Below are 17450 nucleotides of genomic sequence, written 5' to 3'. Positions count from 1 at the left end.
GGACACCGCTCCGGGTGCGCCCGACGGCGTGGCCGCTACATCCGCGAGACGTTGCGCTCGTACACCAGCCGCAGGCCGACCAGCGTCAGCCACGGCTCGTGCTCGTCGATCTGGGTGGACTCGCCGAGGACCATCGGGGCGAGGCCGCCCGTCGCGATCACGGTCACGGAGGACGGGTCGCCGTCGCGGCCGACCAGTTCGCGCTTCATCCGGGCCACCACGCCGTCGACCTGGCCGGCGAAGCCGAAGACGATGCCGGACTGCATCGCCTCGACCGTGTTCTTGCCGATCACGCTGCGTGGCCGGGCCAGTTCGATCTTGCGCAGCTGGGCGCCCCGGACGCCCAGGGCCTCGACCGAGATCTCGATGCCCGGCGCGATGGCGCCGCCCGCGTACTCGCCGCGCGCGGTGATCGCGTCGTACGTCGTCGCGGTGCCGAAGTCGACCACGATCGCCGGGCCGCCGTAGAGCTCGACCGCGGCGACCGCGTTGATGATGCGGTCCGCGCCGACCTCCTTCGGGTTGTCCGTGAGGATCGGGACGCCCGTCTTGACGCCGGGCTCGACGAGGACGGCCGGCACGTCGCCGTAGTACCGGCGGGTCACCTCGCGCAGCTCGTGCAGCACCGAGGGGACCGTCGCGCAGATCGCGATGCCCTCGATGCCGTCGCTCAGCTCGACGCCTAGCAACGGGTGCATGCCCATGAGGCCCTGGAGCAGGACCGCCATCTCGTCGGCGGTCCGGCGCGGGTCGGTCGAGATGCGCCAGTGCTCGACGATCTCCTCGCCGTCGAAGAGCCCGAGGACCGTGTGCGTGTTGCCGACGTCGATGGTGAGCAGCATCAGCCCCGCACCTCGCGCAGGTCGAGGCCGATGTCGAGGATCGGGGAGGAGTGCGTGAGCCCGCCCACCGCGAGGTAGTCCACACCCGTCGTCGCGTACGCCACCGCGTTCTCCAGGGTGAGGCGGCCGGAGGACTCCAGGATCGCGCGGCCGGCGACCACGGCGACGGCCTCCTCCGTCTCCAGGGGCGTGAAGTTGTCGAGCAGGATCAGGTCCGCGCCCGCGTCCAGGGCCTCGCGGACCTGGTGCAGCGTGTCGACCTCGACCTCGATCGGGACGTCCGGGAACTGCTCCCGTACGGCCTTGAAGGCCTCCGCGACGCCACCGGCGGCCACCACGTGGTTGTCCTTGACCAGCGCGGCGTCCGAGAGCGACATGCGGTGGTTGACGCCGCCGCCGCAGCGCACCGCGTACTTCTCCAGGGCGCGCAGGCCCGGCGTGGTCTTGCGGGTGTCGCGGACGCGGGCCCCGGTGCCCTCCAGGACGTCCGCCCACGCGCGCGTGGCGGTGGCGATGCCGGAGAGGCGGCACAGGATGTTCAGCGCGCTGCGCTCGCCGGTGAGCAGGTCACGGGTGCGGGTGGTGACGCTCAGGAGCACCTGGCCCGCCTCGACCAGGTCGCCGTCCTCGACGTGCCGCTCGACCTCGAAGGTGTCGGTGCAGACGATCGACATGACGGCCTCGGCGACCCGCAGGCCGGAGACCACGCCCGCCTCGCGCGCGGTGAAGTCGGCGGTGGCGACCGCGTCCTCGGGGACGGTCGCGACCGTCGTCACGTCCACGCCGCCGTCGAGGTCCTCCTCGATCGCCAGGTGGGCGATGTCCTCGACCTGCACCGGGTCGAGGCCGGCGTCGGCGAGCAGCTGCGCGAGCGCCGGGTCGAGGCCGCTCTCGTAGACCTCGTCGGCGCAGCCGCAGCCGTCACCGCAGCCGCCGGTGTCCTCACTGGGGGCGCTGATCTGGATGAGGGGGACGTCCACGGGCTGCGGACGTGCTTCTTCGGGCGTGCTCACGACTGCGGCTCCTTGGATGCGTCGGCGACATCGGCGGTTACGGGCGGAAAATCTGCGGTGGCGGTACGGCGGACCACGAGCCGCCGGTCCGAGGTGAGGCGCACGATCAGGTGGCGCTGCCAGTCCTCGGCGCGCTCGGGGTGGTCCTCACGCCAGTGGCAGCCACGGGTCTCCTCGCGCCGCAGGGCGGCGGCGACCAGGACCTTGGCGACGCACAGGAGGTTCGTCGTCTCCCAGGACTCGACGCCCGGCTCGGCCGCCTTGCCGGAGTGGTCCTCGGCGGCGGTGCGGCTCAGCGCCTCCAGGGCGTCGGCGGCCGCCTCCAGGCTCCCGGCGGAGCGCAGCACTCCGGCGTCCGCGCTCATGGTCCGCTGGATCTCGACGCGGGTCTCGGGCGGGAGCAGCGGAAGCACCGACGGGGCGGCGGGCACGACGGGCGGTCCCTCGCGGTGGGGGCCGCGCGTGGCGATGTCCTCGGCGATCCGCTCGGCGAAGACCAGCCCCTCCAGGAGCGAGTTCGAGGCGAGCCGGTTGGCGCCGTGGACGCCCGTGCAGGCCACCTCACCGCACGCGTAGAGGCCGGGGACGGTGGTCCGGCCCGTCAGGTCGGTGCGGACGCCGCCGGAGGCGTAGTGGGCCGCGGGGGCGACCGGGATCGGCTCGGTGACGGGATCGATGCCGTGGGCGCGGCAGGCGGCCAGGATCGTGGGGAAGCGCGTCGCCCACATCTCCGCGCCGAAGTGCCGGGCGTCCAGGTACATGTGCTCCGCGCCCCGCTCCTGCATCCGGCGCATGATCGCCTTGGCGACGATGTCGCGGGGCGCGAGCTCGGCCAGCTCGTGCTGCCCGAGCATGAAGCGGACCCCGTCCGCGTCGACGAGGTGGGCACCCTCGCCCCGTACCGCCTCGGAGACCAGCGGCTGCTGGCCCTCGGAGTCGGCGCCGAGGAACAGGACCGTCGGGTGGAACTGGACGAACTCCAGGTCGGAGACCTCGGCCCCGGCGCGCAGGGCGAGCGCGACGCCGTCGCCGGTGGAGACGGCCGGGTTGGTGGTGGCCGAGAAGACCTGGCCCATGCCGCCGGTGGCGAGGACCACCGCGGGGGCGTGCACGGCGCCGACGCCGTCGTGCTGACCCTCGCCCATGACGTGCAGGGTCACCCCCGCCGTACGGCCGTCCTCGTCCTTGAGGAGGTCCAGGACGAGGGCGTGCTCGATGGTGCGCACGCCCCGGTCCCGTATCGCGTCGACCAGGGCGCGGGAGATCTCGGCCCCGGTCGCGTCGCCGCCGGCGTGGGCGATGCGGCGGCGGTGGTGACCGCCCTCGCGGGTCAGGGCGATCTCGCCGTCGGCCGTCTTGTCGAAGTCGGCGCCGGTGGCGATCAGGCGGCGGACCGCGTCGGGGCCCTCGGTGACCAGGAGCCGGACCGCGCCGGCGTCGCAGAGCCCGGCGCCGGCGACCAGGGTGTCGTCCAGGTGCTGCTCGGGGGTGTCGCCGTCGCCGAGCGCGGCGGCGATGCCGCCCTGCGCCCAGCGGGTGGAGCCGTCGTCGAGGAGGGCCTTGGTGACGACGACCGTGCGCAGTCCCGCGGCGGTGCAGCGCAGGGCGGCGGTGAGCCCGGCGACACCGGAGCCGATCACGACGACGTCGGCCTCGGTGGACCAGCCGGGCTCGGCGGCGTGCAGCCGTATTCCAGTCACTTGGTGGCTCCGAACATGAGCGGGATGTTGTCGATCAGCCGCGTGCCGCCCACGCGCGCGGCGACGGCGAGGAGGGCCTCGCCGGCGTGGTCGTCGGCGACCTCGGTGAAGTCGGCCGGGTCGACCAGGGCGAGGTAGTCGAGGGTGAGCGGCGGCTCCGCCTTCGCCGCCTCGTCCACGACGGCGCGGGCGGCGGCCCGTACGGCTCCGGCGCCGCCGCTCTCGGACGCCTGGGCGACCGCGTGGGCGTCGGCCGCGGCGCGGGCCTCGCCGAGCCGGGAGAGCGCCTCCGCGCGGGTCTCGGCCCTGCCCTGGGCGCCGGGCAGCGAGGCGGCACGCGCGCGCAGCGCGTGCTGGGCGGCGAGCCGGTCGCTCGCGGCGAACAGGGCGCGGGAGAGGGCGAGCGCGGTGCGGCGCTCGCCGTCGGAGAGGTAGCGGTTGCGGCTGGAGAGGGCCAGGCCGTCGGTCTCGCGGACGGTCGGCACGCCGACGATCTCCACCGGGAAGTTCAGATCGCGCACCATGCGGCGGATCAGGGCCAGCTGCTGGGCGTCCTTCTGGCCGAAGAAGGCCAGGTCGGGGCGGGTGAGGTGGAGCAGCTTGGCGACGACGGTGAGCATCCCGTCGAAGTGGCCGGGCCGGGAGGCCCCTTCGAGGCGCTCGCCCATGGGGCCGGCGCTGATCCGGACCTGCGGCTCCCCGCCGGGGTACACCTCCTCGACGGAGGGTGCGAAGACCGCGTCCGCGCCGGCCTCCTCGGCCGTCCGCAGGTCCGCGTCCAGCGTGCGGGGGTAACGGTCGAGGTCCTCGCCGGCGCCGAACTGCAGCGGGTTGACGAAGACGGTGACGACGACGAACCCGTCCGGCCCGACGTACTCGCGGGCCGTCCGGACGAGGGTCGCGTGGCCTTCGTGGAGGGCGCCCATGGTCATGACGACGGCCGTACGCGGGGCGGTGCGGCGGTTTTCGGCCAGGGGGTCGGCGGTGGCGGCCGTGGGGGCGAGGGTGGGGGCCGCCGTGGGGTGGCCGGTGGGGGGCGTGCCCGCGGGGGCTGGGGTCCGGGCCGTGCGGGCGTGGAGTTCGTCCGCCGTACGGACCAGGGCGAAGGTCGTCGATGTCATCGGTCGGTCTCCCCGTCGGCGAGCACGCCCAGCAGGTCCTCGGCAAGCTCGGGCTTGAGCAGGCCGTGCGCGAGCGCCCGGTCGGCGGTCGTGCGGGCCATCGCCAGATACCCGGCGACGGTGCCGGGCGCGTGCTTGCGCAGCTCGGCGACGTGAGCGGCGACCGTGCCAGCGTCCCCGCGCGCGACGGGGCCGGTGAGCGCGCCGTCGCCGGAGCGCAGGGCGTTGTCCAGGGCGGCGCCCAGGAGCGGGCCGAGCATCCGGTCGGGCGCGGCGACGCCGGCCTGGCGGAGCAGGTCCATGGACTGGGCGACCAGCGTGACCAGGTGGTTCGCGCCGAGGGCGAGGGCCGCGTGGTAGAGCGGGCGGGACTCCTCGGCGATCCACTCGGGCTCGCCGCCCATCTCGATGACCAGGGCCTCGGCGGCAAGCCGCAGCTCCACGGGCGCGGTCACCCCGAAGGAGCAGCCGGCCAGCCGCTGGACGTCCACGGACGTGCCGGTGAAGGTCATGGCGGGGTGCAGGGCGAGCGGCAGGGCGCCGACGCGGCGGGCGGGGTCCAGGACCTTCACCCCGTACCGCCCGGAGGTGTGCACGAGCAGCTGGCCGGGGCGTACGGCGCCGGTCTCGGCGAGGCCCTCGACCAGGCCCGGCAGGGCGTCGTCGGGGACGGTCAGGAGCACCAGTTCGGCCCGGGCGAGCACCTCGGCGGGCGGCACGACCGGCACGTCCGGGAGCAGATCGGCGGCGCGCCGCACGGACGCGTCGGAGACCGCGGAGACGGCGACGGGGCGGTGACCCGCGAGCCGGAGCGCGGCGGCGAGGGCGGGTCCCACCCGGCCGGCTCCGACGACTCCGACGGTGAGTCGCGCGGGTCGGTCTTCCGCTCGGGGTTCTGCTCGGGACTCAGCTGGATGGTTCACGCGGCAACGGCCTTCCGTTCCAGTCCGCGGGGGGTACCGGACGATTTCTGGTCATGCTACGCCAGCGTTTCGCCCTCCTTCGTGGCTGTCCACAGGGTGTGGGCGGTGGTGTGATGATCGGGCCATGGACGAAGGCGTGGACGAAGGCGTGGGCGAAGGCCTGGACACGGGGACGGACGACGGCGTCGGCGAGGACGTGGGCGCGGGCGTGCGCGAGGACGCCGGCGCAGGCGGGCACGCTCCCGTGGACGCGGCCGAAGCCCGGCGCCACCAGGCCGCGCTGTGGGGCGGCGCCCGGCGGAAGCTGGCGTGCTCTCCGGTCGAGGGCACGGTCGGGGAGCGCCTGCGGAAGCTCGCCGACTGGGCCGCGGACGCCGGGGACGACGGCGGCCGGCTGGACGCGTACGGCGACGGTCTCGTCGAGGAGGTCGAGCGGCGGGTCGCCCGGACGCTGGGGCTGCCGGCCGCCGTCTTCTTCCCCACCGGGACCATGGCGCAGCAGGTGGCGCTGCGCTGCTGGGCCGGGCGGACCGGCAGCGCGGTCGTCGCGCTGCACCCGCTCGCCCACCCGGAGGTCCACGAGGGCGGCGCCCTGGGGTCGGTGAGCGGGCTGCGGACCGTCCACCCGACGGACGAGCCGAGGCTGCCGACGGCGCAGGAGGTACGGGACCACCCGGAGCCGTTCGGAACGCTGATGCTGGAACTTCCGCTGCGGGACGCGGGGTTCGTGCTGCCGTCCTGGGACGAGCTGGTGGAGGTCGTGGACGCGGCGCGGGAACGCGATGCGGTGGTGCACGTCGACGGCGCGCGACTGTGGGAGTGCGCCCCCCACTTCGGGCGCGGGCTGCGGGAGATCGCGGGGCTCGCGGACAGCGTGTACGTGTCGTTCTACAAGTCCCTGGGCGGTCTCTCGGGCGCGGCGCTCGCCGGTCCCGAGGACGTGATGGAGGAGGCCCGGGTGTGGCGGCACCGGTACGGGGGCCAGGTCTTCCAGCAGTACCCGGCGGCGGTCTCCGCGCTGCGGGGCCTGGACCGCGAGCTGCCCCGCCTGCCCTCGTACGTGGCGCACGCGCGCGTGGTGGCGGCGTGGCTGCGGGCGGCCTTCGAGGAGGCGGGGGCGCCCTGGTTCCGGGTGTGGCCCGAGCCGCCGCACACCCACCAGTTCCAGGTCTGGCTGCCGTACGACCCGGACGTCCTGACGGCGGCGTCCGTGGCCCTGACGGAGTCGACGGACACGGTCCTCTTCCGCCGCTGGCGCGGCCCGGGGGCAGGCGGCCCGCCGGGGGTGGCCATGGCGGAGGTCACGGTCGGCGAACCGGGCCTCACCTGGACGGAGTCGGACGTCCGGGAGGCGGTACGGGCGTTCCTGGCGCTGCTGCCGTAGGCCGGCGGCGGGGCGCCGGTCTACGCGGGGCGCCGTGGGGCTACGCGGGGCGCCGCGGCCCTACGCCGGCCGACGTGGGCCTACGCCGGCCGACGTGGGGCGCCCCAGGTCGCCGCCTGACGCTGTGCTCCCGGGCCCGGCCACCGGCTCAGCAGGGCCGGGCGCGCGTACGGAGCAGACGGGCGGCAGCCGTCCGCAGGCGGCCCCGGGCCGGACGGCCGGCGAGGACCGCGCGGAAGCGGCGGCGGTCGCGGAGTGCGCGGAGGGTGGCGACGTCGTGGGTACCGGGCGCCGGCGGCATCCGCTCACCGTGCTGGGCCGCGCGGTAGGTGTCGAAGAGGTACTGGTGCATCGCGTTCATGGCCTCACGATGGCGCCGCCCGCCCGCCCCGGGCGTGCCGATTGACCCCGCCCGTCAAACGGTTCGACAGCACCCCCTGACCGCCCCGCACCATAGGGGCGTGAGCGTGACCATCGACATCACCGGGCTGCCGCACGAGCGGATCGTCTTCTGCCCCTCCCCGCTGGGCGAACTGGGCGCGGCGCTGCACGCGCTGTCCGAGCCCGCGCACCACACCGGGCTGCACGCCTGGGCCACGACCACCTCCGCCGGTCTCGAGCCCGAGCTCGCCGACCGGATGCACGAGGCCGACTTCATGTGGCGGTCCACCCGGTCCGACTTCCTGCTGCCCGCCCAGCCGCGCGCGACGCTCGCCGAGGAACTCGCCGACCTCGACCTGATGGACGACGAGAAGTTCGTGGGCTCGGCGCTGGAGATCTCCTGCAGCAGCCAGTACGGCGACGGCGTGCCCTCGCCGCTCGTCGATCCCTCCGCCCGCCGCCGCGTCCTCGACCTGGCCGCCGCGCGCGGTCCGCGCCAGGCCGCGTTCGTGGAGCGGATGCTGGCCGACCCGCCCGGCACGCGCGCGTGGATCCGGCGGCTCATGGAGGACTGCGACGACGCGTTCTTCGCCGACACGTGGAGCCGCGTCCGGGTCCAGCTCGCGGCCGACGCCCGCCACAAGACCGAGCTGCTGCGCCACAAGGGCCTGGCGGAGGCGGTCGCGGCGGTCTCCCCCGCGGTGAGCCTGGAGGAGGGCGTCCACGGCGACCGGATCGTCATCGACAAGCTGGTCCACGGCCGGACGACCGCCCAGGGAGCCGGGGTCACGTTCCTGCCGACCGCCTTCGGCCGGCCGCACCTCTTCGCCCTGCACGCGCCGGGCTGGTGGCCGGTGGTGCAGTACCCCGTCTCCGGCCGCGAACTCGCCGGTACCGCGCCCGTGGAGACCGTCAAGCTCCGGCTGGAGGCCGTCGCGCACCCGATGCGGCTGCGGATGTGCCGCAACCTCGCCCGCGCCTCGTACACGACGAGCGAGCTGGCCGACGCGTACGGGATCTCCGCGCCGGAGGTCTCCCGGCACCTCGCCGTCCTGAAGAAGGCCGGTCTGCTCACCACCCAGCGTCGCGGCCGCTACGTCCTGCACCAGCTGGACGTGAGCGTCGTCGCCCGCCTCGGCAGCGACTTCCTCGAAGCCGTACTGCGCTAGCGCCCGCTCCTGGGCGGCACCGGCGCCTCAGCCCGCGCCGCCGCCCACTCCGGGGCGGCACCGGCGCCTCAGCCCGCGCCGCCGCCCACTCCGGGGCGGCACCGGCGCTTCATCCCGCGCCGCCGCCTCAGACGGCTCAGCCCGCGCCGCCGCCCGCGCGCACCAGGCCCGTCTCGTACGCGAGCACCACCACCTGCACGCGGTCGCGCAGGTCCAGCTTGGTGAGGATGCGGCCGACGTGCGTCTTCACCGTCGCCTCCGACAGCACCAGCCGGGCGGCGATCTCGCCGTTCGACAGGCCCTGGGCGACCAGCAGCATCACCTCGCGCTCCCGGTCGGTGAGCCGCTCCACCTCCTTGTGCTGCGGCTCCTTGCCGGAGGACGGCAGCATCGGCGAGAAGCGGTCCAGGAGGCGGCGGGTCGTGGACGGGGCGACCACCGCGTCGCCGCTGTGCACGGAGCGGATCGCGCCGAGCAGCTCGGCAGGCGGCACGTCCTTCAGCATGAAGCCGCTCGCGCCCGCCTTCAGACCGGAGAAGGCGTACTCGTCCAGGTCGAAGGTGGTCAGGATCAGCACCCGGGGCGCGTCGGGCTCCGAGCAGATCCGCCGGGTCGTCTCGACCCCGTCCAGCTTGGGCATACGGACGTCCATCAGCACCACGTCCACGGCCGTCGACCGCAGCACCTCCAGCGCCTCCACACCGTCGCCCGCCTCGGCCACGACCTCCATGTCCGGCTGAGCGGCCAGCACCATGCGGAAGCCGGTGCGCAGCAGCACCTGGTCGTCGACGAGCATCACGCGGATGGACATGAGGATCCTTAGGGGTCGTCAGTGGGCGGGCTTGAGCGGGAGCAGCGCGCTGATGCGGAAGCCGCCGCCGGGGCGCGGTCCGGCGTCCAGGGTGCCGCCGACCATGCCGACCCGCTCCCGCATGCCGATCAGGCCGTGGCCCCGGCCGTCGGCGCCCCCGTCCTCGTACATCTCGTGGGTCGCGCCGCGCCCGTCGTCCTCCACGAGCAGCCCGAGACCGTCGTCGAAGTAGACCAGACGGACGCTGGCACCGGCGTCCGGACCGCCGTGCTTACGGGTGTTGGTGAGGGCTTCCTGCACGATCCGGTACGCGGTGAGTTCGACGCCGCTCGGCAGCGGACGCGGGGTGCCCTCGATCCGGAAGTCGACGGTCAGACCGGCGTTCCTGACCTGCTCGACCAGGTCCTCGATCTGCTCGACGTCCGGCTGCGGCACGTACTCCCCCACCTCCTTGTGCTCGCCGGTGCGCAGGATGCCGAGCAGCCTGCGCATCTCCGCCAGCGCCTGCCGACCCGTCGAGGAGATCGTCTCCAGGGCCTGCTTGGCCTGGTCGGGCGAGGCGTCCAGGACGTAGGCGGCGCCGTCGGCCTGGACGACCATCACCGACACGTTGTGCGCGACGACGTCGTGCAGCTCGCGGGCGATCCGGGCGCGCTCGGCGGCGACGGCGACCTTGGCCTGCGCCTCGCGCTCCCGCTCCAGGCGGGAGGCGCGCTCCTCCAGCTGTGCGAAGTAGGCGCGGCGGGTGCGCAGGGAGTCGCCGAGCACCCAGGCGAGGGCGAACGGCAGGGTCATGATGATCGTGAAGAAGACGTGGCCCGCCGTGGAGTCGATCTCCTGCTGGTTCGACCAGCGCAGCTGGGAGAGGGTCGCGGCGCTCAGACCGCCGCCGAGGGCCAGGCGGGAGGCCCAGCGGGGGCCGTCGTGCGCGGCGACCGTGTAGATGATCACCAGCATGGCGAAGTCGGCGAAGAACGGCATGAGCCCGAAGGCGAGCTGGGCGACGCCCACGACGACCGTGAGCACCAGCATCTTCTCGGGCTGGCGCCGCCGCAGGGCCACGACCAGGGAGAGCAGCAGCGCGACGACGACGTACGCGACGGGGTGCCCGACCGGCGGGTAGGTCGAACCCACCCACAGCACGGAGAACCCGAGGAGGACGACGGCCCAGAAGCTGTCGACGCCCGTCGGGTGGCTGCGGATGAAGTCGTAGAGGCGCTGCACGTCACCCAGCGTAGGGAAGACGGATAGGTGCAGGGGTCAACCGTGGGGCCGATCCTTGACGCGGGGACCGTACTCCCCAAGGTGGAGACTGGGGCCCGTGACGGATGAGACGTGTCAGTGGCAGGGGTGGCGCGAGGCCACGGAGCAGGCGTTGTACGGCCCCGGGGGCTTCTTTCTGCGCCCCGAGGGCCCGGCGGGTCACTTCCGCACCTCGGTGCACGCCTCCCCGCTCTTCGCGGAGGCGGTCGCCCGGCTGCTGGCCGAGGTGGCGGAGGAGCTGGGGACGGGCGAGGTGTCCTTCGTGGACGTGGGCGCGGGGCGGGGCGAGCTGCTGACCGGGGTCCTCGCGGCCGTATCCCGCCGGGAGGATCTGTCGGTACGGGCGTACGGCGTCGAGCGCGCGGCGCGGCCGTCGGGGCTCGACCGGCGGGTGGAGTGGACGGACCGGGTGCCGGACGGCGTCCGGGGGCTGCTCTTCGCGAACGAGTGGCTGGACGACGTTCCGGTGGACGTGGCGGGCGTGGACGACGCGGGGGTCGTGCGGTACGTCGAGGTGCGGGCGGCGGACGGGGCGGAACGGTTCGGGCGGGCCGTCGAGGGGCCGGACGCGGAGTGGCTGGAGCGGTGGTGGCCGCTCACGGAGCCCGGCGGGCGGGCGGAGATCGGGCGGACGCGGGACGAGGCGTGGGCGGCGGCGGTCGGCCGCGTGGCGGCGGGGCGCGCGGTGGCGGTGGACTACGGGCATGTACGGGGGTCCAGGCCGCCCTTCGGCACGCTGACCGGGTTCCGGGGCGGGCGCGAGGTGGCCCCGGTGCCGGACGGGTCGTGCGACGTGACGGCGCATGTGGCGATGGACGCGTGCGCCTCGGCCGGCGGGGGCGGGGAGGTCGTGACCCAGCGGGAGGCGCTGCGGGGGCTGGGGGTGCGGGGGGAGCGGCCGGCGTTGTCGCTCGCGACGAGTGATCCGGGCGGGTACGTGCGGGCCCTGGGCGCCGCGGGGGCGGCGGCCGAGCTGACCGCGCGCGGTGGGCTCGGGGACTTCCTGTGGCTCACGCGGCGGGTGGACGGCTGAGCCGCGGAACGGCCGGGTGGGGGTCCGGGGCGGTGTCCGGGTGGGGTCCGGGTGGTGGCTCCTGGTGGGGTCCGGGTGGTGGGTCCGGGCGGGGTCCGGGTGGGGTCCGGGTGGTGGGCCCGGGCGGGGTCCGGGTGGGGGTCCGGGTGGTGGGTCCGGGTGGGTCCGGGTGGGGCCCGGGTGGTGGGTCCGGGTGAGGTCCGGGCGGGGTCCGGGTGGTGGGTCCTGGTGCTGCCCGGGTGGCGTGCAGGTCGTGTCCGTTCCGCGGGACGGTTGTCCACAGGGGTTCTGGGGCGCGGACCGTCCCGGGGATACTGTCCCCATGACGGAGACGACGGTCGGAATCGGCGGGGCGGCGGAGAGCACCGACATGGTGCTGAACATCGGGCCGCAGCATCCCTCGACCCATGGCGTGCTCCGGCTGCGGCTGGTTCTCGACGGTGAGGTGATCCAGCGGGCCGAGCCGGTCATCGGCTACATGCACCGGGGCGCCGAGAAGCTCTTCGAGGCGCGGGACTACCGGCAGATCGTGATGCTGGCCAACCGCCACGACTGGCTGTCCGCCTTCTCCAACGAGCTCGGTGTCGTCATGGCCGTCGAGCGCATGCTCGGCATGGAGGTCCCCGAGCGCGCCGTCTGGACGCGGACGCTGCTCGCCGAGCTGAACCGGGTGCTCAACCACCTGATGTTCCTCGGCTCGTACCCCCTCGAACTGGGCGGGATCACCCCGGTCTTCCACGCGTTCCGGGAGCGCGAGGAGCTCCAGGCCGTGATGGAGGAGGTCTCCGGCGGCCGCATGCACTACATGTTCAACCGGGTCGGCGGGCTCAAGGAGGACCTGCCCGCCGGATGGCTCGACCGGGCGCGCGCGGCCGTGGCCGACGTGCGGTCGCGGATGGACGTCTACGACAAGCTCGTCCTCGGCAACGAGATCTTCCGGGGCCGCACACGGGGCGTCGGCGTCCTGTCCGCGAAGGCGGCGCACGCGTACGGAGTCTCCGGGCCCATCGCCCGAGCCTCCGGTGTCGACTTCGACCTGCGGCGCGACGAGCCGTACCTCGCCTACGGGGAGCTTCAGGACACGCTCCGGGTCGTCACCCGCGAGGAGGGCGACTGCCTCGCCCGCTTCGAGTGCCTCCTGGAGCAGACCCACAACTCCCTGGACCTCGCGGACGCCTGCCTCGACCGGATCGCGGAGCTCCCGCAGGGCCCGATCAACCAGCGGCTGCCGAAGGTGCTCAAGGCCCCGGAGGGCCACACGTACGCCTGGACGGAGAACCCGCTCGGCATCAACGGCTACTACCTGGTCTCCAAGGGCGAGAAGACGCCGTACCGGCTCAAGCTGCGCTCGGCGTCGTTCAACAACATCCAGGCGCTCGCCGAGTTGCTGCCGGGCACGCTCGTCGCCGACATGGTGGCGATCCTGGGCTCGCTCTTCTTCGTCGTCGGCGACATCGACAAGTGATCGCCCCCGGTCGGCCGTGATCGGGGTCGGCCATCGTCGGCCCCTGGTCGGCCCTGTTCGGCCCCTGGTCGGCCCACGATCGCGCCGTGGTCGGCCCGTCGCAGCGCGGGACGGCGGGCGGTCAGGCCTCGGCGCGGCGCATGACCACGAAGTCCCTCGGGTCCCTCTCCGGGCGCCGTAGCTCCACCGCGGTCCAGCCCCAGCGTGCGTAGCGCTCGCGCAGCTCGGGCACGTCGAGCGTCATCAGCAGCTGGGGGCCGGCGGCCTCCGCGAGGAGCGCGTCGTGCAGGGCGCGGCCGAGGCCGAGGCCCTGCCGGGCGGGGGCGACGACGAGTTCGGCCAGTTCGAAGGCCTGGTACGCGCCGCCCGAGAGCACGGTGTCGAGCCAGCCCGCGGCGAAGCCGGTCACGGCGCCCTGCGGGTCGAAGGAGGCGACGCAGCGGAAACCGGGCTGTCCCGGGGCCGCCATGCCGAGCAGCCGCTCCACCGTGTGCAGCGCCCCGCGCGGAGGCTCGTGCCAGGGCGGTCCGCAGAACGCCTGGGCGCACAGGGCGATCCACTCGTCCCGCCGCGCGATCAGGCCGCCGGCGGTGAGCGGAGCGGTCGTCAAGAGCCGACCACTCCGCGCAGCTCCGCCACGTCGAGCTGCTCGGTCTCGTCGTGCGCGGTCAGGTCGATGACGTTGCCGATCGCGCGCTGTTCGGGGCTGCGGCGGGCGACGGTGGCGAGGACCTCCTCGCCCACCACGTCCGCCAGGTCGGCGTCCTCCACGGCCTCGATGGCCGGCAGGTCCGCCTTCTCGGCGCCCGGCGCACCCGGCGCACTCGGCGCACCCTGCGCGCCCTGCGTGCCGAAGAAGTCGAAGCCGCCCTCGGGGCGGACGGGCCGGCGGGTGGCGTAGGGGACGATCGCGGAGGCGGCCGGCACGGCCCGTACCGCGGGAACGGCGGACGCGGGGAAGGCGGACGCGGAGGCGGGGAGGGCGGACGCGGGGAAGGCGGCGGCCGCGGACGCGGGGACGGCCGTGAGAGCGGCCGAGGGGGCGGAGACGACGGCGGTCGACGGTCGAGCGTGCTGCTCGCTCCCGGCGGCCGCCGCGTGCTTCCCCTGCGGCTCCTCCGTCTCCCGGGCGCGCTCGGCCAGATCACGGCTGCGGGCCGCCTCGGCCGTACGACGGGCCTCCTGGGCGGCGGCGTTGCGCGTGAGGGCGCGCAGGGCCTCGGCGGCCTGGCGGTAGGCGGCCGGGGTGGGCGTGGATCCGGCGGTCGTCAGCTCCTTGGCCGGGACGGACGACTCCAGGGCGAGCTGCCTGCGGCCTTCAAGGGCGCTGGCCCGCTCGGTCTCGGCGTTGGCGTACCGGCGCAGCAGCGCGGCGTGCTCGCCGCGCAGCCCGGCGAGTTCGACCCGCTTGGCGCGCAGCTTGGCGTCCAGCTTGGTCCGCAGCTCGCGGGACTCCTCCAGGTCGGCCTCGAGCTCCGCTATCCGCTCCTCGGTCCTCCACTGGTCCGCCGTACGCGCGCGCGTCAGCTCCGCGACCTGGCGGCCGGCGCTCCGGTCCCAACTGCGCATGATGACGCCACCGGTGACCGCGGCCGCCGCGGCGGCGGCCACGAGCAGCCGCAGCACCACGGGTTCGGCGAGCAGCCAGGCGCCCGCGGCACAGACGACCGACGCTCCTGCGACCGCGGAGGGCGGCAGAAGCTTGTGCAGGGGAGGTGAATGGCGGTGGCGTCCACGTGGCATGGCCTGAAATTTACCGTGCGTAGGCGCGGTATGGGGTGTCGGCCCGGCAATCTCTTGGCCACTTCTCGCCGTCGCGACCGGGACCCGGTGGGAACCGGGCCGACTCCCCTCCTCCGGGCCTTACTTGTTGACCAGGCCCTTCGACTCCAGATAGGTCTTCGCCACGTCCGCGGGCTTCGCGCGCTCGGCGTCGACCTTGCGGTTCAGTTCGGCGAGATCGGCCGTGGTGAGGACCTTTGTGATCTTGTCGAGAGCGGCCGCGATCTCGGGCGATCCGGCGTCCTTCGCATTGACCACCGGCAGCACATTGTCGGCGTTCTGGAGCTTCTTGTCGTCGTCCAGGAAGACCAGTCCGAAGGACTCGATCGTGGCGTCCGTCGTGGTGGTCAGCACCAGCTGGTCCACGCCGTCCTTGACCGCCTGCTTGGCCTGCGGGGTGCCGACGCCCTTGGGGTCGATCCCGGTCACGTCGATGCCGTAGGTCTTCTTCAGGCCGGGCGCGCAGAACGGCCGTATCGCGCATTCGTCGCCGGCCGCGATCTTCACCTTGAGCTTGGCGGCGCCGAGGTCGGAAAGCGTCTTCAGCTTGTTCTTCTCGGCGAATTCCTTCGAGACCGCGAAGGCGTTCTGGTCGACGGCCTGACCGACCGCGAGGACCTTCAGACCGCGCGGCTCCGCGAGCTTCTTCAGCGCCTCCACCGTGGCGGTCGCGTCGCCGGACGCGACCGGCTTCTCGGCGGCCGCCTTCGGGCCGTTCGCCTTCGCGTTGAGGAATTCCGCGATCGTCGCCGCGTATTCCGGTACGACGTCGATCTCGCCCTTCTCCAGGGAGGGTTCGTACAGCTCACGGTTCTTCACCGTGGTGATGGTCGCGTCGTATCCGGCGTCGTTCAGCACCTGTGCGTAGAGCTCCGCCAGCACCTTGGACTCGGTGAACGCGGCGGCGCCCACGACGAGGGAGCCCTTGGCCCCGCCGGACGAGCCACCGCTGCCGCCCGCCTTGCCCTGCTCCAGGCTGTCGCCGCCGCACGCGGCGAGCGAGACGGTCAGCGCCGCCGTACCCAGTACCGCACCCGCGATACGCGAGGTCCTGCTCACGAGATCACTCCTAGTCGTCCAGTCGTCGTCGTTCCGTGTCACAAGCCGTGTCACAAGCGATTCGTTCCGTGCCGTGCGTTCCTAGGCGCCCGGGGCGTGCGGTGGGCTCAGGCGCGGCGGCCGAGCAGCCGGTCCACGCCCACCAGGGCGCCCTCCACGAGCAGGGCGAGCAGCGCCACGAGCAGGGCGCCGGCGACCACCTGCGGGGTGTTGTAGGTGTTGAAACCGGCGGTGATGATCCGGCCAAGGCCCCCCTGGCCGACCATGGCGGCGATCGTCGCGGTGGCGACGACCTGCACGGCGGCCGACCGCAACCCTGTCATGATCAGCGGCCTGGCGAGGGGCAGTTCGACCTTCCGGAAGACCTGGCCGCCCGACATGCCCATTCCCCGCGCGGCCTCGACGACCGCCCGGTCCACCTCCCGCATCCCGACGTACGCGTTGGTGAGCAGGGGTGGGATCGCGAAGAGCACCAGCGCGATCACCGTCGGCACGTACCCCGCGTTGCGCAGCGGCGAGACCATGAAGAGGGCCAGGACCGCGAAGACGGGTATCGCCCGCCCGACGTTGGAGATGTTCACGGCGAGCGCGCCGCCCCGGCCGACGTGCCCGAGCCAGAGTCCCAGCGGCAGCGCGATCGCGCAGGCCAGCAGCAGCGCGACCCCGCTGACGTACGCGTGCTCACCGAGGCGGTGCCACACCCCTCCGTCGCCCGCCCAGTTGGCGCCGGTGGTCAGCCAGCTCCAGGCGTCCGCCACGATCCCCACCGATCACTCGCCCCCCGGCGCCGTGCGTATGCGGGTCCACGGGGTGAGGAGCCGCTGCACGCCCAGGAGCAGCAGGTCCGCGATCACCGCGAGCAGGACGCACAGCACCGAGGCCGCGAGCACCTGCGCCTTGAAGAACGTCGGCAGCGCGTCCTCGATGAGATTGCCGAGACCGCCCCGACCGACGATCGAGCCGACCGTCGTGAGCGCGATCGTGGAGACCGTCGCCATGCGTATTCCGGCCATCAGCGCGGGCAGCGCCAGCGGCAGTTCGACCTCCCAGAGCAGCCGCCCCGATCCGTACCCCATGCCGCGCGCGGCCTCCCGCGCCTCGGCCGGCACCGCGTCAAGGCCGGCCACCATGTTCCGGACGAGGATCGTCAGGGAGTACAGCACGAGGCCCGTCACCACCAGCGCGGCGGACAGCCCGAAGAAGGGCAGCAGCAGGGAGAACATCGCCAGCGACGGAATCGTGTACAGCAGCGTCGTCAAGCCGAGCACCGGGCCGGAGAACCGGGGCCGCGCCCGCACCAGCAGCGCGAGCGGAAAGGCGACGGCGATCCCGATGAGGACGGACACGGTCGTGATCCCGACGTGCTGGAGCAGCGCGTCCGTCAACTCCTGGCTGCGCGTGCGCAGGTACTCCGCGCAGATCCAGTCGTTCGTCACCAGACAATTCGCCGCGCTCATGTACCCTCCCCCCGGTCACCCGCCGTTGCCGAACGTATGTATGACCG

Annotated in this window: 17 protein-coding genes; 4 read left to right on the top strand and 13 right to left on the bottom strand. The window is 73.9% G+C overall.

Features of this window, described 5'->3' with window-relative positions:
* Positions 1–35 precede the first annotated feature (35 nt).
* The 5 genes from ACIPPS_RS21920 to ACIPPS_RS21900 form a co-directional block, all read right to left on the bottom strand.
* Complete coding sequence (locus ACIPPS_RS21920) at positions 36–842, bottom strand: type III pantothenate kinase (RefSeq protein WP_401434508.1); 807 nt, start codon at positions 840–842, stop codon at positions 36–38.
* Positions 842–1855: a carboxylating nicotinate-nucleotide diphosphorylase gene (gene nadC, locus ACIPPS_RS21915; RefSeq protein ID WP_401434506.1), complete on the bottom strand. Its 1014-nt coding sequence runs from the start codon at positions 1853–1855 to the stop codon at positions 842–844. The genes ACIPPS_RS21920 and nadC overlap by 1 nt, the downstream gene beginning before the upstream one ends.
* Positions 1852–3555, bottom strand: a complete 1704-nt coding sequence (locus ACIPPS_RS21910; RefSeq protein WP_401434503.1) for an L-aspartate oxidase — start codon at positions 3553–3555, stop codon at positions 1852–1854. The genes nadC and ACIPPS_RS21910 overlap by 4 nt, the downstream gene beginning before the upstream one ends.
* Positions 3552–4529 carry a pantoate--beta-alanine ligase gene (panC, locus tag ACIPPS_RS21905; protein WP_401434682.1) on the bottom strand — a complete coding sequence of 326 codons (978 nt, stop codon included), beginning with the start codon at positions 4527–4529 and terminating at the stop codon, positions 3552–3554. Before panC ends, ACIPPS_RS21910 begins: the two co-directional genes overlap by 4 nt.
* Positions 4530–4672: 143 nt before the next feature.
* Positions 4673–5599, bottom strand: coding sequence for a Rossmann-like and DUF2520 domain-containing protein (locus ACIPPS_RS21900; protein WP_401434501.1), 927 nt, complete (start codon positions 5597–5599; stop codon positions 4673–4675).
* A 124-nt stretch (positions 5600–5723) separates the two neighbouring features.
* Between ACIPPS_RS21900 and ACIPPS_RS21895 the strand changes: the two genes are divergently transcribed.
* Positions 5724–6983, top strand: coding sequence for a threonine aldolase family protein (locus tag ACIPPS_RS21895; protein ID WP_401434499.1), 1260 nt, complete (start codon positions 5724–5726; stop codon positions 6981–6983).
* Between the two features lie 148 nt (positions 6984–7131).
* Here the strand turns inward: ACIPPS_RS21895 and ACIPPS_RS21890 are convergent, their stop codons facing one another.
* Positions 7132–7344, bottom strand: a complete 213-nt coding sequence (locus ACIPPS_RS21890) for a hypothetical protein (protein WP_401434496.1) — start codon at positions 7342–7344, stop codon at positions 7132–7134.
* Positions 7345–7444: 100 nt separating this feature from the next.
* Here ACIPPS_RS21890 and ACIPPS_RS21885 point away from each other — a divergent pair, with 100 nt between their 5' ends.
* Positions 7445–8533 carry a DUF5937 family protein gene (locus tag ACIPPS_RS21885; RefSeq protein ID WP_401434493.1) on the top strand — a complete coding sequence of 363 codons (1089 nt, stop codon included), beginning with the start codon at positions 7445–7447 and terminating at the stop codon, positions 8531–8533.
* A gap of 136 nt (positions 8534–8669) precedes the next feature.
* Here the strand turns inward: ACIPPS_RS21885 and ACIPPS_RS21880 are convergent, their stop codons facing one another.
* Both ACIPPS_RS21880 and ACIPPS_RS21875 read right to left on the bottom strand, forming a co-directional pair.
* Complete coding sequence (locus tag ACIPPS_RS21880; protein ID WP_361956391.1) at positions 8670–9344, bottom strand: response regulator transcription factor; 675 nt, start codon at positions 9342–9344, stop codon at positions 8670–8672.
* Between the two features lie 18 nt (positions 9345–9362).
* Entirely contained in the window at positions 9363–10568 is a 1206-nt protein-coding gene (locus tag ACIPPS_RS21875; protein WP_401434490.1) for a sensor histidine kinase, read from the bottom strand.
* 97 nt (positions 10569–10665) lie between these two features.
* Here ACIPPS_RS21875 and ACIPPS_RS21870 point away from each other — a divergent pair, with 97 nt between their 5' ends.
* A complete protein-coding gene (locus ACIPPS_RS21870) occupies positions 10666–11640 on the top strand; it encodes an SAM-dependent methyltransferase (RefSeq protein WP_401434487.1) in 975 nt (324 codons plus the stop codon).
* Positions 11641–11962: 322 nt separating this feature from the next.
* Positions 11963–13105, top strand: a complete 1143-nt coding sequence (locus ACIPPS_RS21865) for an NADH-quinone oxidoreductase subunit D (RefSeq protein WP_401434484.1) — start codon at positions 11963–11965, stop codon at positions 13103–13105.
* A gap of 121 nt (positions 13106–13226) precedes the next feature.
* Here ACIPPS_RS21865 and ACIPPS_RS21860 read toward each other — a convergent pair whose 3' ends face one another.
* From ACIPPS_RS21860 to ACIPPS_RS21840, 5 genes are all read right to left on the bottom strand, one after another.
* Positions 13227–13715, bottom strand: coding sequence for a GNAT family N-acetyltransferase (locus tag ACIPPS_RS21860; protein ID WP_401434482.1), 489 nt, complete (start codon positions 13713–13715; stop codon positions 13227–13229).
* Positions 13712–14848, bottom strand: a complete 1137-nt coding sequence (locus ACIPPS_RS21855; RefSeq protein ID WP_401434480.1) for a hypothetical protein — start codon at positions 14846–14848, stop codon at positions 13712–13714. The genes ACIPPS_RS21860 and ACIPPS_RS21855 overlap by 4 nt, the downstream gene beginning before the upstream one ends.
* Before the next feature lie 120 nt (positions 14849–14968).
* The gene (locus ACIPPS_RS21850) at positions 14969–15946 is read right to left on the bottom strand and encodes an ABC transporter substrate-binding protein (protein ID WP_401434477.1); all 978 of its coding nucleotides are present in this window, start codon (positions 15944–15946) and stop codon (positions 14969–14971) included.
* A 107-nt stretch (positions 15947–16053) separates the two neighbouring features.
* Positions 16054–16713, bottom strand: a complete 660-nt coding sequence (locus ACIPPS_RS21845; RefSeq protein WP_401434475.1) for an ABC transporter permease — start codon at positions 16711–16713, stop codon at positions 16054–16056.
* 3 nt (positions 16714–16716) lie between these two features.
* The gene (locus ACIPPS_RS21840) at positions 16717–17403 is read right to left on the bottom strand and encodes an ABC transporter permease (RefSeq protein WP_401434472.1); all 687 of its coding nucleotides are present in this window, start codon (positions 17401–17403) and stop codon (positions 16717–16719) included.
* Between the last annotated feature and the right edge of the window lie 47 nt (positions 17404–17450).

The sequence above is a fragment of the Streptomyces sp. NPDC090127 genome, from assembly GCF_044746945.1.
Taxonomy (GTDB): Bacteria; Actinomycetota; Actinomycetes; order Streptomycetales; family Streptomycetaceae; genus Streptomyces.
Note: the sequence above shows the minus strand (reverse complement) of the source record. Positions and strands in the feature narration are given on the sequence as shown.

Excerpts from the sequence above, each read along its gene's own strand:
- ACIPPS_RS21920 (WP_401434508.1), bottom strand. The coding sequence starts at position 842 with ATGCTGCTCACCATCGACGTCGGCAACACGCACACGGTCCTCGGGCTC.
- ACIPPS_RS21895 (WP_401434499.1), top strand. The coding sequence starts at position 5,724 with ATGGACGAAGGCGTGGACGAAGGCGTGGGCGAAGGCCTGGACACGGGG.
- ACIPPS_RS21890 (WP_401434496.1), bottom strand. The coding sequence starts at position 7,344 with ATGAACGCGATGCACCAGTACCTCTTCGACACCTACCGCGCGGCCCAG.
- ACIPPS_RS21880 (WP_361956391.1), bottom strand. The coding sequence starts at position 9,344 with ATGTCCATCCGCGTGATGCTCGTCGACGACCAGGTGCTGCTGCGCACC.
- ACIPPS_RS21865 (WP_401434484.1), top strand. The coding sequence starts at position 11,963 with ATGACGGAGACGACGGTCGGAATCGGCGGGGCGGCGGAGAGCACCGAC.
- ACIPPS_RS21855 (WP_401434480.1), bottom strand. The coding sequence starts at position 14,848 with ATGCCACGTGGACGCCACCGCCATTCACCTCCCCTGCACAAGCTTCTG.
- ACIPPS_RS21840 (WP_401434472.1), bottom strand. The coding sequence starts at position 17,403 with ATGAGCGCGGCGAATTGTCTGGTGACGAACGACTGGATCTGCGCGGAG.